The sequence below is a fragment of the Flavobacterium sp. 245 genome, assembly GCF_004362055.1.
GTDB lineage: Bacteria > Bacteroidota > Bacteroidia > Flavobacteriales > Flavobacteriaceae > Flavobacterium.
Genome location: NZ_SNXB01000009.1, coordinates 23,476 through 39,699, shown reverse-complemented (window position 1 = coordinate 39,699; position 16,224 = coordinate 23,476). Strand labels below are relative to the sequence as shown.

Annotated in this window: 12 protein-coding genes; 5 read left to right on the top strand and 7 right to left on the bottom strand. The window is 34.4% G+C overall.

The genetic code is table 11. The features are described 5' to 3' along the window. Positions 1-36 precede the first annotated feature (36 nt). From EV145_RS16595 to pdeM, 4 genes are all read left to right on the top strand, one after another. Positions 37-1,092, top strand: coding sequence for a ligase-associated DNA damage response exonuclease (locus EV145_RS16595; RefSeq protein ID WP_133526317.1), 1,056 nt, complete (start codon positions 37-39; stop codon positions 1,090-1,092). A gap of 199 nt (positions 1,093-1,291) precedes the next feature. Beyond that, entirely contained in the window at positions 1,292-2,893 is a 1,602-nt protein-coding gene (locus EV145_RS16590; protein ID WP_133526316.1) for an ATP-dependent DNA ligase, read from the top strand. Positions 2,894-2,997: 104 nt separating this feature from the next. Further along, positions 2,998-5,457: a ligase-associated DNA damage response DEXH box helicase gene (locus tag EV145_RS16585; RefSeq protein ID WP_133526315.1), complete on the top strand. Its 2,460-nt coding sequence runs from the start codon at positions 2,998-3,000 to the stop codon at positions 5,455-5,457. Positions 5,458-5,464: 7 nt separating this feature from the next. Further along, positions 5,465-6,100, top strand: coding sequence for a ligase-associated DNA damage response endonuclease PdeM (gene pdeM / locus EV145_RS16580; RefSeq protein WP_133526314.1), 636 nt, complete (start codon positions 5,465-5,467; stop codon positions 6,098-6,100). On the opposite strand, the gene apaG is transcribed toward pdeM, so the two are convergent. The 6 genes from apaG to map all read right to left on the bottom strand — a co-directional run bounded on the left by apaG (position 6,097) and on the right by map (position 13,036). Next, entirely contained in the window at positions 6,097-6,483 is a 387-nt protein-coding gene (apaG, locus tag EV145_RS16575) for a Co2+/Mg2+ efflux protein ApaG (protein ID WP_012023834.1), read from the bottom strand. The genes pdeM and apaG overlap by 4 nt on opposite strands. Positions 6,484-6,562: 79 nt before the next feature. Continuing rightward, positions 6,563-7,822: a DUF5103 domain-containing protein gene (locus EV145_RS16570; RefSeq protein WP_133526313.1), complete on the bottom strand. Its 1,260-nt coding sequence runs from the start codon at positions 7,820-7,822 to the stop codon at positions 6,563-6,565. 82 nt (positions 7,823-7,904) lie between these two features. After that, positions 7,905-10,805, bottom strand: coding sequence for a DEAD/DEAH box helicase (locus tag EV145_RS16565; protein ID WP_133526312.1), 2,901 nt, complete (start codon positions 10,803-10,805; stop codon positions 7,905-7,907). A 114-nt stretch (positions 10,806-10,919) separates the two neighbouring features. After that, entirely contained in the window at positions 10,920-11,693 is a 774-nt protein-coding gene (locus tag EV145_RS16560) for a class I SAM-dependent methyltransferase (RefSeq protein WP_133526311.1), read from the bottom strand. Positions 11,694-11,774: 81 nt separating this feature from the next. Continuing rightward, a complete protein-coding gene (locus tag EV145_RS16555; RefSeq protein WP_133526310.1) occupies positions 11,775-12,149 on the bottom strand; it encodes a GxxExxY protein in 375 nt (124 codons plus the stop codon). Between the two features lie 68 nt (positions 12,150-12,217). Next, positions 12,218-13,036, bottom strand: a complete 819-nt coding sequence (map, locus tag EV145_RS16550) for a type I methionyl aminopeptidase (protein WP_115889487.1) — start codon at positions 13,034-13,036, stop codon at positions 12,218-12,220. Between the two features lie 208 nt (positions 13,037-13,244). Between map and EV145_RS16545 the strand changes: the two genes are divergently transcribed. After that, positions 13,245-14,498, top strand: a complete 1,254-nt coding sequence (locus EV145_RS16545; protein ID WP_133526309.1) for a DUF445 domain-containing protein — start codon at positions 13,245-13,247, stop codon at positions 14,496-14,498. 164 nt (positions 14,499-14,662) lie between these two features. Here EV145_RS16545 and gpmI read toward each other — a convergent pair whose 3' ends face one another. After that, positions 14,663-16,180, bottom strand: a complete 1,518-nt coding sequence (gpmI, locus tag EV145_RS16540; protein WP_133526308.1) for a 2,3-bisphosphoglycerate-independent phosphoglycerate mutase — start codon at positions 16,178-16,180, stop codon at positions 14,663-14,665. Between the last annotated feature and the right edge of the window lie 44 nt (positions 16,181-16,224).

Here is a 16,224-nt window from a genome sequence, read left to right as displayed (position 1 = left end):
AGTTACTTCTGAAAAGAATGCTTTAAATATATTACTATGAAAATACCGCTTTTAGCTTTTAATGACAAAGGTATTTACTGCCAGCAGGCCGATGTTTATCTTGATCCGTGGCGTCCTGTTAAGAACGCTATAATTACACACGGACACGCAGATCATTCTCGCTGGGGACATCAAAATTATATTACGCATTATACCAATATTCCGATCATTCGCCATCGTTTAGGCGAAATAAATGTAACCGGAAAAGAATGGGGAGAAACCTTTGTAATTAATAATGTAAAATTCTCGCTTCATCCCGCTGGGCATATTATTGGCAGTTCGCAGATTCGGGTAGAACACAAGGGAGAAGTTTGGGTTTTTACAGGAGATTATAAAACTGAAGATGACGGAATTTCTACTCCGTATGAAATCGTGAAATGCGACACTTTTATAACCGAATGCACTTTTGGATTACCTGCTTTTAACTGGACACCACAAGCTGAAGTTATTACAGAAATCAACAACTGGTGGGCCGAAAATAAAGCTGAAGGCAGAACTTCAATTCTCTTTGGTTATTCTTTAGGAAAAGCACAACGACTTTTGAAATACTTAGATACTGATATTGGAAAGATTTACACGCATGGCGCCATTGAAAACATGACCAATGTTTTGCGCCCTATGGTTGATTTTCCTCCAACCGAATTAATTACCAGAGAAACAAAAAGAGAAGCGCTTTTAGGAAATATAGTTCTTGCTCCGCCAAGTGCGCACGGAAGCATCTGGATTAGAAAAATGACGCCTTTTGTAACGGGTTCTGCAAGCGGATGGATGGCTTTTCGAGGCGCACGACGAAGACGCGCAATCGACAAAGGTTTTGTATTAAGCGATCATTGTGACTGGCATTCTTTATTAGAAAGTGTAAAAGCAACGGGAGCAGAACGAGTAATTTGCACACACGGTTATACCGATATTTTTGCCAAATATTTAAGAGAATTAGGTTACGATGCCAGAACCGAAAAAACACAATACGAAGGCGAAAGTGCCGAAATGGAAAAAGACGAAAAAGAAGTAGAAATAGATGAAAGCCGAACTTCGATTATTTCTGAAAATTAATTCTGGAAAAATTTAACACATAGTAACATAGTTTTTTCTTTCTGATTAAAGGTATTTCATTTGTTTAAGCAAATCCCGATAGCTATCGGGACTATATGTGAAAATCTAGATTTTTTAAACCATCTTCTTTTCAGTTTTAAATCTATGTTTCTATGTGTTTAAAAATTATACACAACGAGTTTAAAATAGTATGATGTAAATGAAGAATTTTGCCCAACTTATAAAAACACTTGACAGTTCCAATAAAACGAATGTAAAAGTCGATGCCCTGACGGCGTATTTTAAAAATGCATCGCCAGAGGATAAAGTCTGGACAATTGCAATTCTTTCACACCGTCGTCCGGCTAGACCGGTTAATACAACTTTATTGCGTCTTTGGGCAAATGAACTGGCGAATATTCCGTTATGGCTTTTTGAAGAAAGTTATCATATTGTAGGCGATTTGGCTGAAACCATAGCATTGATAATTCCAACCACAAAAGAGCATTCCGATAAAAGTTTAACAGAATTTCTACAGGAAATCATTGCCTTAAAAAAGAAAACCGATTCGGAGAAAAAAGAATATCTGCATGAAAACTGGGTGGCCTTAAATTATTACGAACGCTTTGTTTTTACTAAACTAATTACCGGAAGTTTTAGAATCGGCGTAAGCCAAAAACTAATGACAAGGGCTTTATCAAAAGCAGAAAATGTGGATGAAGATGCGTTGGCTTACAAATTAATGGGAAATTGGAATCCGAACACGATTACTTTTCAGGAATTGATTTTGGATGAAAAAAGTTCTGATTATTTATCAAAACCGTATCCGTTTTATTTGGCATATCCAATTGAAGGCGAAGTTGAAGATTTAGGAAATCCCGAAGATTGGTCCATTGAACATAAATGGGATGGAATTCGGTCGCAGACGATTATTCGGGATGACGAAATTTACGTTTGGTCAAGAGGCGAGGAGTTGGTTACCGATAAATATCCGGAGTTTAAATCTTTCGTTGGACTTATTCCAAACGGAACCGTAATCGATGCTGAAATTTTAGCTTTTCCAGAAAATGAAATTGGAACTTTTAATGATTTACAAGCCCGAATTGGGCGCAAAACCATATCAGCAAATCTATTGGAAAAAGTTCCCGTTATTCTAAAAGCCTATGATATTTTAGAATGGGAAGGAAAAGATATTCGGAATTTGCCTTATATAGAAAGAAGAGTATTGCTTGAGAATTTATACGATGATATTAAGGATCAAACTACTTCTTTTCAACTTTCAAAACGAGTTGCTTTAAATTCCTGGGAAGATGTAGCGAAGGAAAGAGAACGCTCCCGAGAAATGAAAAGCGAAGGTTTGATGATAAAACGCAACAATTCTCCGTACCAGGTTGGTAGAAAAAAAGGCGATTGGTGGAAATGGAAAATAGAACCTTTGGTAATTGATGCTGTGCTTACCTATGCCATGCGCGGACACGGGCGACGCTCAAATTTATTTACCGATTATACTTTTGCGCTTTGGCAGAACAATGAAAAAGGAGAAAAAGAACTCGTAACTTTCGCGAAAGCGTATTCCGGTTTAACCGATGCTGAGTTTAGAAAAGTGGATGATTTTATAAAGAAGAATACTTTGGAGCGTTTTGGCCCGGTTCGAAGCGTAACGCCACAATTGGTTTTTGAAATTGGTTTTGAAGGAATTTCACTTTCTAAAAGACATAAAAGCGGAATTGCAACTCGATTTCCAAGAATTTTGAGATGGCGACAAGATAAAAAAATAGAAGAAGCCAATTCTATTGAAGATTTAAAAAGCATGATTTCATAAAAGGTTCAAAGGGACAAAGTAACAGAGTTTCAAATAAAAAAAACTTTAGGAAACAGCTAGACTTTGTCCCTCTGAGCCTTTATAACTTTGAACCTTATAAAAAAATGAACAGGGACGAATTATATGTAATAGCCGAAAACTGGTTTAAAAGTCAGGGTTGGAAATCTTTTCCTTTCCAGACGCAAACCTGGACTGCTTTTCTGCAAGGAAAAAACGGTTTATTGAACGCGCCAACAGGAAGCGGGAAAACCTATGCCTTGTGGTTTCCTGTAGTTCTCGATTACATTAAAAAAAATCCCGATTATAAAACGAAGCACAAACCCGGACTTAAAGCGATTTGGATTACGCCTTTACGAGCACTTTCTGTAGAAATAAAACAAGCTGCAGAACGAATTATTACCGATTTAGATTTACCGTTAACTGTTGGAATTCGATCGGGAGATACTTCGCAAAGCGAAAGAACGAAGCAAAAAAACAAAATGCCTGATCTTTTAATTACAACGCCAGAAAGTTTACAGCTTCTGTTAGCATCAAAACAATACGAAAAAACCTTTGCCAATTGCGGTGCAATAGTAGTTGACGAATGGCACGAATTGATGGGAACCAAACGTGGTGTGCAAATGGAACTGGCACTTTCGAGATTAAAAACAATTGCTCCAAAAATGCGAATCTGGGGAATTTCAGCAACAATTGGTAATCTAGAATTAGCGCAAGAAGTTTTGCTAGGACATGATACAGAAGCGTATAAAAATTCGGTTTTAATAAAAGCACATATCAATAAAAAAATAAAGATAGAATCGATTTTACCAGAAAAAATGGAAACTTATCCGTGGCGCGGACATATGGGGTTGCATTTAATTGATGAGGTTGCCAAAATCATCCGAAGAAGTAAAACGACTTTAATTTTTACCAATGTACGTTCGGCTTGTGAAATTTGGTTTCAGGCTATTTTAGAAAGATATCCTGAATTTGCAGGAGAAATGGCGATGCATCACGGAAGCATCAGTAGAGAAACTCGTTTGTGGGTAGAGGATGCCATTCGGAACGAAGAATTAAAAGTGGTAGTTTGTACTTCGAGTTTAGATCTTGGTGTCGATTTTGCGCCTGTTGAAACCATTATTCAGGTTGGCGGTCCAAAAGGTGTTGCCAGATTTCTGCAAAGAGCAGGAAGAAGCGGGCATCAACCGGGAAAGGAAAGTGTGATTTATTTTCTCGCTACTCATGCCATGGAATTAATCGAAGCTTCGGCATTAAAAAAAGCGGTTGCCAAAACGGTTGTCGAAGACCGAATGCCGTATTTAAACAGTTGGGATGTTTTGGTTCAATATTTAAATACACTCGCAGTTTCTGATGGATTTTTTCCAGATGAAATTTTTGAAGAAGTAAAAACAACATTCTGTTATCAAAACATAACAAAAGAAAACTGGAACTGGATTTTGAATTTCATCACCAATGGAAGTCAGAGTTTACAAGCTTACGACGAATTCAAAAAAGTAGAAATCGAAGAAGACGGGCGTTTTAAAATCAACAGTCGTTTTATCGCCATGCACCATAGAATGCAAATGGGAACTATTGTGGGCGATGCGGTTTTAAATGTGAAATTTTTAAGTGGCGGTTTCATTGGAACAATCGAAGAATGGTTTGCCTCAAAATTACAGCGAGGTGATGTTTTTACTTTTGCCGGAAGACGACTCGAATTATTTCAAATTAAAAACATGCAGGTTTTAGTCCGAAAAGCGGATCCGAAGAAAACAGCGAGAGTCGTAAGCTGGATGGGAGGTAGAATGACGTTATCGGCACAAATGAGTGAATTGCTTCGGGAAGAATTATATACGGCAAATACAGCTAATTTAACTCCCGAATTAAAAGCATTAAAACCCATTTTTGACAGACAAAGAAAAGAAAGCATTGTACCTAATAACGATGAATTTTTAATAGAAACCTTTAAAACGCGCGAAGGTTTTCATGCCATTTTTTATCCTTTTGAAGGTCGATATGTTCACGAAGCGATGGCAAGTTTAATTTCGTATCGAATTAGTTTATTGTCGCCAATCACGTTTTCGCTTGCTTATAATGATTACGGATTCGAACTGCTTTCTGATCAGGAAATTGACATGCAGTCTGTTTTTGATAATAATTTATTTTCTACAGAATATGTCCATCACGATTTGCAGAAAAGTTTAAATTCAACCGAAATGGCACGTAGAAAGTTTAGAGATATTGCCGTAATAGCAGGTTTGGTTTTTACAGGAATGCCTGGAAAACCGGTTAAAACAAAACATTTGCAAAGTGGTTCGCAATTGCTTTTTGAAGTTTTTAGAGATTATGAACCCGATAATTTACTTTTGCAACAAGCCTTTATCGAAACCTTTGAACATCAGTTAGAAGAAGGCCGTTTGATTCAGGCAATGGAAAGAATAAATAATCAGAATATCATTTGGAAACATTGCAAAAAGCCAACGCCATTTAGTTTTCCAATAATTACAGATCGTTTGCGTGAGAAAATTTCTAGCGAAACTTTACAGGAAAGAATCAAAAAAATGACAGCCAGTTATATGAAATAATCGAGGTATGAGAATCAGTATAAAGAATCAAAATTTCGTTTTACATCAATCCGGAACTGCATTTTGGGAAGAAAAGAAAATACTCTTGATTTCTGATTTGCATTTAGGAAAGATTGCGCATTTTAGAAAACACGGAATGGCAATTCCTGAAAAAGCAGTCTTGGAAAATTTTGCGAGATTAAATGAAGTTTTGGGTTTATTCGATGCTGAAACGATTATTTTTCTAGGAGATTTATTCCACAGTAAAATCAATAACGAATGGGATTTTTTCTCAGACTGGACAAAAACGATAACACAACACCTTATTTTGGTGGAAGGTAATCACGATATTATTTCAAAAAAATATTATTCGGATTTGAAGATTGAAATTTATTCTGAAATTATAATAGATGATTTTCTACTCACTCATCATCCGTCAGAAAGAGAAAACTTTTTTAATTTTTGCGGACACATTCATCCCGGAATTAAACTAAAAGGAATAGGAAGGCAATTTTTGAGTTTAGCTTGTTTTTTTAGAAAACCAAATCAATTGATTTTCCCTTCTTTTGGAGAATTTACAGGCAATTTTTATCTAGTTCCCGAAGAAAATGATCAAGTTTATGCGATTACAAATGAAGAAGTAATAGAAATTGCGATGTCTTAATTCAAAGCAAAAGGAGCACACATTCTAAAAGTTGGAACAATTACTTTGAATGTTTTGGTTGTAGTGAAATTGATCATATTAAAATGACCTTTCATTGCACCATAAGGAGATGATAATAAACAACCAGAGCTGTAAGTGTGGTTTTCACCTGGTTTTAAAACCGGTTTTTTGCCAATTACACCTTCGCCATCAACAATATCTAAGTCGTTCAAAGAATCAAAAATTTCCCAATGACGAGAAGTTAACTGAACCGAATCTTTACTGTGATTTTCAATCGTAACTACGTAACTAAAAGCAAAGTGAATCTTGTAGTTCTTGAAGTAAGTACCTTCAAAACTAGTCAAAACCGATATTTTTATGCCTCGTGTAATTTGAGAAACCATACTAACCTAGTAAATCTGTGTGAGTTATAGGCACAAATCTACGAAAAAAAATGATTGAAGTGAAAACCTTAACATTGTTTTAATTAACGATGTTTATTGAGTTTCCGTTTCCTTTTCCAATGACTCTTTGATAGCGGTCAGAACTTTCTTTATAATAAACTAAGATGGTATATTCATTTTCAGTTTGATAAAAATTTCCATCAACCGCATTTTCGTAATCAATCACTCCTTTTTTATCAGCAACTCTGTATTGATAATTGGTGAAACCTTGTTTGATCATAACGGCTTTTTCAAACAATCCTTTGTCTGCGTTATAATCCATTTTATATTCTGGCGAAAGGCTATAATTATTGAACATTCCAACAATATAAATATCTTTATTTAATTGAAAAGCAGGCGCCGAAAGACTAAAATAAACCCAAGCATAATCGGCTTCAATTTCCTGGTTGAAACCGTTGATGTTTTTAACTACAAAATTTCCATTTACATCTTCATATAAAGTGTAAATTTGATTGCCTCTTGCTTGATTAGTGTATAAAAAAGAGCTATAAACATCATTATTTGTACCAATTCTTGCGACATTATTGCTCGCCGCTCGAATGTCTTTATTTTCAAAATACAAAAATTCGTTCCCGCCCCAAAACTGTGTCTCTTTATCGTATTTGTAAACCATTTGATTGCCAATTGTATATTGAGGTTTAATGTTTTTAATACTTGTATTGAAATCACCGTTTTGCATTAAAACTACTTTTATGTTTTCAAGTGGTGTCTGAAAAACAATATCATTAGAAAGTATTGTAAATTCCAAATTTTGTTTAAAATCAATATTGCTGAGGTTGCGGCTTCGTTTTACCAGACAGGCAACGGTTGAATGATTTTCGTACAGAACAAATTTTCTTGAAAAAACAACTTCTCTATCTTCATTCAGGATTTTCAGCATATAATTGCCTGAAATTCGCAATTGTGTGGTAAATTGATTTGGAAAAGAAAGTTTATAATGTGAATAACCTTGAAGCGTATTAAAGGAATTGGTGTAATCTGTAATTCTTTGATTATCAAAACCGCGAATGTAATCTGTCTTTGGGATATCAGTTTGAATCCAATTGTAGTCACAATGAACAACTTCAAAATAATAATTGGCTTCGTTGCCAAATAAATCATCAAATTGAAATGAAAATACAGAACCCAATTCAAAAATCGGAGCCACATTACTGTCATTTTGAATAAATGAAGCTGTTTTGATATTATACGGAGGAGCTACTTCAGTTTGAACTTCCTGGGCTTTCGCCGAAGTAAATATCAAAAGAAAAAGAAAGCTTTGAAGCAAAAATTTTGGCATTTTATTACGTTGTAAGATTGTAAATATAAGAATTTTATTAAACGTAAGAAGATGCCAATTTATTGGTTTTAAAAACAATTTATTACGAACCCAAAATATAATCCAGATTGGTTTCGATTTCGTCATTCACAAAACTTTCTTCCAAAAGAGAATCAGACAACAGTTTCTTGTTTTCCTGCAGTTTGATTATTTTTTCTTCAACTGTATTTTTGGAAATAAAACGAATAACATTTACTTTATTCAACTGACCAATTCGGTGTGCTCGTCCAACTCCTTGTTTTTCTGCGAAAGGATTCCACCAGGGATCTAAAAATAACACATAAGAAGCTTTTGTAATATTCAAACCAACGCCTCCCGCTTTAAGCGAAATAAAAAACAGCAAAGGTTCTTCTTTTTCCTGAAACAGTTTTACTTGTTGTTCTCTTTTACTTGCGGGAGTTTCGCCTGTAATTTCGCAATATTGTATTTTGTTTTCTTTGCACCAATCCGTGTAAAAACTCAAATTAGTAACAAACGAGCTGAAAATGATTACTTTCTGTTTTCCTTTGACCAAATTTTCCAAATAATTGGTAACAGCAATATATTTTCCGGAATCAATTTCTGATTCCAAATCAACCATTTTGGGGTGATTACTCAATTGCCTTAACTTCATCAACGTATTGATAATGCTGATTTTATCAGGATTTGAGCCGTCTGTTTTTAGTAAAAAATTGCGAGCTTTTGATTTCTCTTGTTCGTATAATTTTTCCTGTTCAGGATCCATATCGCAATAGTAAATCTGCTCAGATAATTCGGGTAAATCTTTTAAAACCTGTTCTTTGGTTCTTCTTAAAATATAAGGTTGCACCAGATTTTTTAATTCCGTTAAACTATTTTCGTCCTGTTTTTTCTCAATCGGAATTTTAAAATTTTCGGCAAAAAAATTATAAGTTCCTAAAATATCCGGATTTATAAATTGCATTTGCGACCACAAATCGTCCAACGAATTTTCAATCGGCGTACCACTTAACGCAATTTTATGAGCCGTACTTATTTTATTAATGGCTTTAAAAATCTTGGAATTTTTGTTTTTGATGTATTGACTTTCGTCCAAAATCAAATAACGGAAATCATATTTTTCTAAAATTGAAATATCACGATGAATGACGCTATAACTTGTGAAAATCAAATCTGTTGATGCTAATCTGCTCGCTAATTGTTTTCTGTCATTGCCCACATATTGCATTTTTGAAAAATGTGGAGTAAACTTTCCAGATTCATTAAACCAGTTAAAAACCAAAGAAGAAGGCAAAACAATCAAGGCTTTAAGCGGTTCTCTTTCTATTGTTGTTTCGTTTGCAAACAAATCAAAATTCGTAGTTTTCGTAGTGAAACCTAATTGTTCCTGAACGGCAACCAAAACTGCCAAAGTCTGCAATGTCTTTCCAAGTCCCATATCATCGGCCAGACAAGCGCCTAAGTTGGAATTAAAATGCCCTAAAAGCCATTTTACGCCATCAACCTGATAGGGTCTTAAAGTTGCTTTCAATAAATCTGAAGCAACATATTCGGCTTTGTAAGTGACATCGTCTTTGATTTCCGGAATGGCATCCAGAGCGATAAAATTACTTTTACGTAAAAGTAAAGTGCCACTTTCTGTTTTTGCCAGTTTTGCCAGCGAGCCGTATTTACTGAACCATTCCAGCGGAATCAGAAAATAGTTTCCGTCTGGCAAAGGAAAAAGCCTTTCTTTACTTTTTATATTAGGAATAATTTCACTAAAATTGATTTTATAATTCCCAATTGTAATGATTATTTTGATGTCAAACCAATCTCCGTTTGTATCTTTTGATGCAGAAACTGTATAATTTGATGTGATGATTTCTTTGCTTTCGACTTTAAGATTCTCAATATTAAATCCTAGATTTTCCAGTTGTTCTTTATGATCAATAACAAATTGAATATTTACAAAAGGATCCGGATTTTCACTTTCTGAATGCAATGCGTAGAATTCATTTTTGATTACTGATAAGCCAAGTTCGACTAGTTTGTTTGTGTATAAACGCTCGTCTGCACTTCGTTTAAATTGGATTATTTTAGGCTGATTGGCAATACTAAAATCAACAAACGAATGTGTTTTTTTTGTTTTTGAAGCATCGAATGCGTAACCATCATAATCAAAATAAAGATTGAGATAATAACAGTTTTTGAAAAAATCATGAACAGGCTGAATCGTGCACGAAATGATTTTATCGCGAAGCTCGATTTCAAAACCAGTAGCATCAATGTCAATTTTTTTCGCTATTTCCGGAATAAAACTTTTGAAATAATCATCGACTAATTTTGATGGAATTTCAATTGATTTTTTCTTCAAAAAAGGCATTAATTTTTTAGCATTAAGCGCTGTTAACTGACCTAGTTTTTTATTGATAATCAACCAGCCTGGTTCATCTAAAAGAATATCAACGTTGCTATTCATTGGTAAAAAGGACCTCTCGTTTTCTTTTAAAGAAAGCGTATAAGTAATCCCTTCAACATGTTTGTCAAATTGAATTTGAGGTTCAAAATAAAGCGGATTGACCTCAACTCTTGAACGATAAAAATCTTTTTCTGGTCCAATATTAATTGACAACGGAAATTGTTCCTGCACAATTAAACTATAAAATGAACTTAAATGAAATTTTAAATGCTGACGAATCGCAAACTCAATTTTAGAATCTTTTTGAAGATCGATAATCGTTTTTGCTGATTTGATTTTGGCACTGAATTTTTTGAAGATAAATTCAGGTTTCAAAGATTCGCAGACGTTCAGTATTTTTTTTGTATTTGAATCTAAATTTTCTAAAGTAAGACCGAAACTTTCGAGTACGCCGGAAGTTGCTTTTTTATCCAGATATTTAATTTCAGCGGTATTCTCAACTATATAAGCTGTTGGAATATAAGCATTCAGATTTTTTTCAAAACTGATGTCAAAACAAAATTGAAATGGTTTTGCAGGTTCCAAGATTTGAGGTTTGGTTTGTATGGTTTTGGTTGGGCTTATAAAATTAAAAAGTTTTCAAAATAGGGCTATTCTGAAAACTTTTTAAATGAACTTGTATTATCTATATGCGAAAAATTAGTTTTCCGGTTTAAAGCAAAGCGGAATAATTTCTCCTTTTGCCAAACAATATTTTTCTACCAATTCTGGTGCAATTTTATTAGTATAATCTTCTTCAATTACAATAAAACCAATGCTTCTTAATTTGTCGAAATAATCGCGTCCATAAATACGAACGTGATCGTATTGTCCGAAAATTTTAGCACGTTCTTTTTGATCAGTAATGGAATCATCAGCGAAAGTAACTTCACGATTTAAATCTTGTGGAATTTGCAAAATCGCCATTCCGCCTGGTTTTAAAACGCGGAACAATTCCTGCATTGCTTTTGTGTCATCTGGAATATGCTCTAAAACGTGATTACACAAAATCACATCATATTCGTTGTCTTTAAAAGGTAAATTACAGATATCTGCTTTTACATCTGCCAAAGGCGAAAATAAATCGGTTGTGGTGTAATCCAGGTTTTTCTGTTTGCGAAAAAGTTTGTAAAAAGCTTGTTCCGGAGCAAAATGAAGTACTTTTTTCGGCGCTGTAAAAAAATCAGTCTGATCGTTTAAATACAACCAAAGCAAACGATGTCTTTCTAAAGAAAGCGTACTTGGCGAAAGCACATTATTACGCTGTTTTCCATATCCATAAGGAAGAAAAGATCGAAAACTTTTTCCGTCAATAGGATCAGTAAATCTGCTTCCTCTTAATGATAAAGCTAAAATTGGTCGCGCCACATAACTCAAACGAATTAATAATGGGCGCGGGATTGTATTAAGTACTAATTTAAATAGTTTTTTCACAGTTAAATAAATTTGAACACGAATTTCACAAATTTACACGGATTAACGTTATGCTGAAATTTCACGAACTTTTGATTTGGGTTAAAGTATTATTCTTTTGTATTTAAGGCTGTCTTCTCCAAAATTGACTAATAAACCAAGTTTGTTTTTTGATGCTGCTAAATAATTTAATGTTTGTTTGATCTCACTTGTTGATAATGTTGTAATTGCCTTGAGTTCTAAAATGATTTCATCGAAAACAACAAAATCAGCAAAATAGTAACTCGGTAATATAATCTCTTTGTAAACGATATTATACCTTAATTCTCGATTATAAGGAATTTCGTTTCGTTGAAATTCATACTCTAAAGCATCGCCGTAAACTTTTTCACTATGCCCTTTTCCTAATATTTTATGGACTTCCATACAAATCCCAATAATTTTATAGGACTCTTCTCTTAAATACAATTCACTCATTATTTTTTATTTCGTTTTAGTGTAATTTTTACCACAACACTAATCCGTGATAATTCGTGAAATTAGTGTTATAAAATAAGTGGCACTTGTCTGAATTCGTCTTCTTCGTTGCTTTCGATTCCTAAAGCTTTGTAGATGTATTGAAAAGTCGATAATAATTCTGGTTTTCCGTCAATTAACGCTACATCATGTTCGAAATGTGCACTTGGTTTTCCGTCAGCAGTCAAAATCGTCCAGCCATCTTTAAGTTGTTTGATGTTTCTTGTTCCCATGTTAATCATAGGTTCGATAGCCACAACCATTCCTTCTACGAAAAGTTTTCCGCGTCCGCGTTTTCCGTAGTTTGGCATTTCTGGTTCTTCGTGCATTTTTTGTCCAACTCCGTGTCCAACTAATTCACGAACAACTCCGTAACCGTGAGCTTCTGTATATTTTTGAATCGCATTTCCAACATCTTCAACGCGATTTCCTGCTTTAAATTCTCTGATTCCAACATACAATGATTCTTTAGTAACTCTCAAAAGTTTTTTAACTTCTGGAGCAACTTCGCCAATTTCAAAACTGTAAGCGTGATCACCATGATATCCATTTTTGAACGCACCACAATCTACCGAAATAACATCGCCACTTTTTAAAGGCGTATTATTCGGAATTCCGTGTACAACCTGAGCATTCGGACTCATACAAAGTGAATTCGGGAAATCATACAAGCCAAGAAAACTTGGAACAGCACCGTGATCACGGATAAATTCCTCAGCTAATTTGTCAAGATATAATGTTGTAACTCCTTCTTTAATTTCAGAAGCAATCATTCCTAATGTTTTAGATACGATCAAAGCACTTTCGCGCATTAACTCGATTTCCTCTCTAGTTTTTTGGATAATCATATTTTTCAGATTTTCAGTCCGCAAAAGTACAATTTTATATTATTTTTTTAGCCACGAATTTCACGAATTATCACGAATTGCATTGCGTTTAAAAATTCGCTTAAATTTTAATTTATGATAATTCGTGAAATTCGTGGCTGACAAAAGATAGAAAACACAGGAAGTATCTCAGAAAAAAGCCATAAATTAGTAGTAAAAAGTTATAGTAATGGAAATTTCTACAGATCAGGATATAGCTAAATTGAAAGCTTTAAAAAAAATGAAAGCGCGCGCTTTGTCGCTTTTGGGCTTTGCAGTGCTTCTATTTATAATTGCGATTTATTTTAAAATTCCAATGTTGCAGGCTTTCAGCGAAGCCGCAATGGTGGGAGGAATTGCAGATTGGTTTGCCGTTGTGGCTTTGTTTCGTCATCCTCTTGGAATCCCCATTTGGCATACGGCAATTATTCCAACCAAGAAAAATGAAATTGGAGAAAACCTTGGGAATTTTGTTTCTGAGGAATTTTTAAACAAAGAAAAATTAGAAATCAAACTGGATGAATTCAACTTTGCAACTAAAGCTTCAGATTGGCTTTCGCAAGAAGAAAACGCCGATAAAATTGCTAATGTAGTTTCGGTAAATATTATTCCGGGAATTTTAAAAGCGATTAAAGATGAAGATATAAAGCGATTTATTCAGGTTCAGTTTAAAGAAAAATTGGAAGGAATAAATTTTGGAGATTGGGTTGCATTGGCGTTAGAACCTTTACAAAAAGGAAATATGAAAGATGAACTTTTGACGAATCTTTTAGAAGTTATGAGTTCAGAATTGACAAATAATAAAGAATTGATTCGGAAAAAAGTAAAAGCTTCAACGCCACTTTTGAGTTTTGGCTTGGCCGATAAAAGTATTACAGAAGGTGTTTTTAATGGTTTGCAGGATTTTTTAAACGAAGCTAAAAACCCGGGTAGTGCCGTGAGAGTTAAAATCGATGAATATGTTTATGATTTTTTGGAGAAAATAAAAAATTCTGAAGAAATGAGAGTTAAAATCAACAACATGATTTTAAGTTTTGTGGGAAAAAAAGAAGTTCAGGATTACATCAACGGAATTTGGGATGAAATAAAACTTTCCATTACAACTGATTTAGATAAGGGAGATGATTCGTCAATTAAAAACAGTATTTCAAGTTTAATTCAAACTTTTGGAAATGGTATTAAGGAAGATCCGGTTATGATTGACAAAATCAATAATTTTATTAAAGACGATGCGCTTTCGGTTCTTTTAAATAATAAAAAAGTAATTGGAGATTTAATTTCGTCAACCGTAAAAAGCTGGGACGGAAAAGAGGTTTCTGAAAAATTAGAACTGGAAATAGGCAAAGATCTTCAATACATCAGAATAAACGGGACTTTGGTAGGAGGTTTAATTGGACTTGTAATTTATGGTGTCGAATGGACGTATCATTATTTTATTGTTTGAAAAAAATATCTTAATACAATAGTGTCAGGCTGAGCGAAGTCGAAGTCCGCGAACTCTGCTGCATGTGCCTTCGACTTCGCTCAGGCTGACACCAAAAAGGCTTAAAAATAAAAAAGAGGCTAATTTTTAAATTAGCCTCTTTTTCTATAAAAAAAAATGGTTTTCTATAATAATGAATGACAAGTCATTGCATTTGGCTGAGGAACTCCCATTAATTCTAAAATTGTTGGAGCAATATCACCTAAAACACCATTTTGAATATTTTTCAATTCTTTGTCTACCAAAATAATAGGCACTGGGTTTGTTGTGTGCGCTGTATTTGGACTTCCATCAGGATTAATCATAGTTTCACAGTTTCCGTGATCTGCAATTACAATTGTAGTGTAATCATTTGCAAGAGCAGCTTCGATTACTTGTTTTACACAGACATCAACGGCTTCACAAGCTTTAATTGCAGCTTCCATAATTCCTGTATGTCCAACCATATCGCCATTTGCAAAGTTCAAGCAAACAAAATCAACTTCGCCTTTATTTAATTCAGGAACTAGTGCACTTGTAAGCTCGTAAGCACTCATTTCTGGCTGTAAATCGTAAGTAGCCACTTTTGGAGAATTTCTTAAAATTCTTGATTCGCCTTCAAAAGGAGTTTCTCTTCCGCCAGAAAAGAAAAAGGTCACGTGCGGATATTTCTCAGTCTCAGCAATTCTAATTTGTTTTTTGCCTGCTTTTTCTAAAACTTCACCAAGCGTTTCAGTGATATTATCTTTATTGTAAACCACTTTTACGTTTTGATACGTTTCGTCGTAGTTTGTCAATGTTACATAATATAAGTTTAGTTTGTGCATATTCTGTTCGTGAAAATCTTGCTGAGAAAGCGCTTCAGTAAGTTCACGGCCTCTGTCTGTTCTAAAATTGAAGAAGATTACAACATCGCCTTCAACAATCGTTGCAAGGGGTTGTTCGTTTTCGTCAACGATTACGACTGGTTCGATAAATTCGTCAGTAACCTCTTTTTCATAACTAGCAAGAACACTTGCAACAGCATTTTTAGATGGTGTTCCAACTCCGTTAACAAGTAAATCGTAAGCTAGTTTTACACGTTCCCAACGTTTGTCACGATCCATTGCGTAATAACGACCAACGATAGAAGCGATTTTTACAGGAGTATCTTTGATGTATTCGTCTAAATCATGAATATATTTTGCTCCAGATTTAGGATCAACGTCACGTCCGTCTGTAAAAGCATGAACATAAACTTGATTTAAGCCATATTCCTGAGAAGCATCAATTAAACCACGAAGGTGAGAAGTATGAGAGTGGACACCTCCATCAGAAACTAATCCTAAAAAGTGTACTTTTTTATTGTTTTCTTTTGCGTAAGTAAAAGCATCAATCAAAACTTGTTCTTTTGCAAGTGTTTTGTGTGCTACAGCCAAATTTATTTTGGCTAAATCCTGATATACAATTCTTCCGGCACCAAGATTCATGTGGCCTACTTCACTATTTCCCATTTGTCCTTCAGGCAAACCAACATTTAATCCGTCAGTTCTAAGCTGCGCATTTGGGTAATTTTTGTAAAGGCTGTTTATAAAAGGAACATTTGCATTGTCTATTGCAGATACTTTAGGGTCAGGAGATTTTCCCCAACCATCTAAAATCATAAGGATAACTTTTTTGTTCATTACTTTTTGTTTTCTACAAAGATAATTCATTTCTATACTTTGCA

Bases quoted from the DNA above. Each gene is read 5' to 3' on its own strand.
- EV145_RS16595 (WP_133526317.1), top strand. From the start codon at position 37: ATGAAAATACCGCTTTTAGCTTTTAATGACAAAGGTATTTACTGCCAG.
- EV145_RS16590 (WP_133526316.1), top strand. From the start codon at position 1,292: ATGAAGAATTTTGCCCAACTTATAAAAACACTTGACAGTTCCAATAAA.
- EV145_RS16585 (WP_133526315.1), top strand. From the start codon at position 2,998: ATGAACAGGGACGAATTATATGTAATAGCCGAAAACTGGTTTAAAAGT.
- pdeM (WP_133526314.1), top strand. From the start codon at position 5,465: ATGAGAATCAGTATAAAGAATCAAAATTTCGTTTTACATCAATCCGGA.
- apaG (WP_012023834.1), bottom strand. From the start codon at position 6,483: ATGGTTTCTCAAATTACACGAGGCATAAAAATATCGGTTTTGACTAGT.
- EV145_RS16570 (WP_133526313.1), bottom strand. From the start codon at position 7,822: ATGCCAAAATTTTTGCTTCAAAGCTTTCTTTTTCTTTTGATATTTACT.
- EV145_RS16555 (WP_133526310.1), bottom strand. From the start codon at position 12,149: ATGAGTGAATTGTATTTAAGAGAAGAGTCCTATAAAATTATTGGGATT.
- map (WP_115889487.1), bottom strand. From the start codon at position 13,036: ATGATTATCCAAAAAACTAGAGAGGAAATCGAGTTAATGCGCGAAAGT.
- EV145_RS16545 (WP_133526309.1), top strand. From the start codon at position 13,245: ATGGAAATTTCTACAGATCAGGATATAGCTAAATTGAAAGCTTTAAAA.
- gpmI (WP_133526308.1), bottom strand. From the start codon at position 16,180: ATGAACAAAAAAGTTATCCTTATGATTTTAGATGGTTGGGGAAAATCT.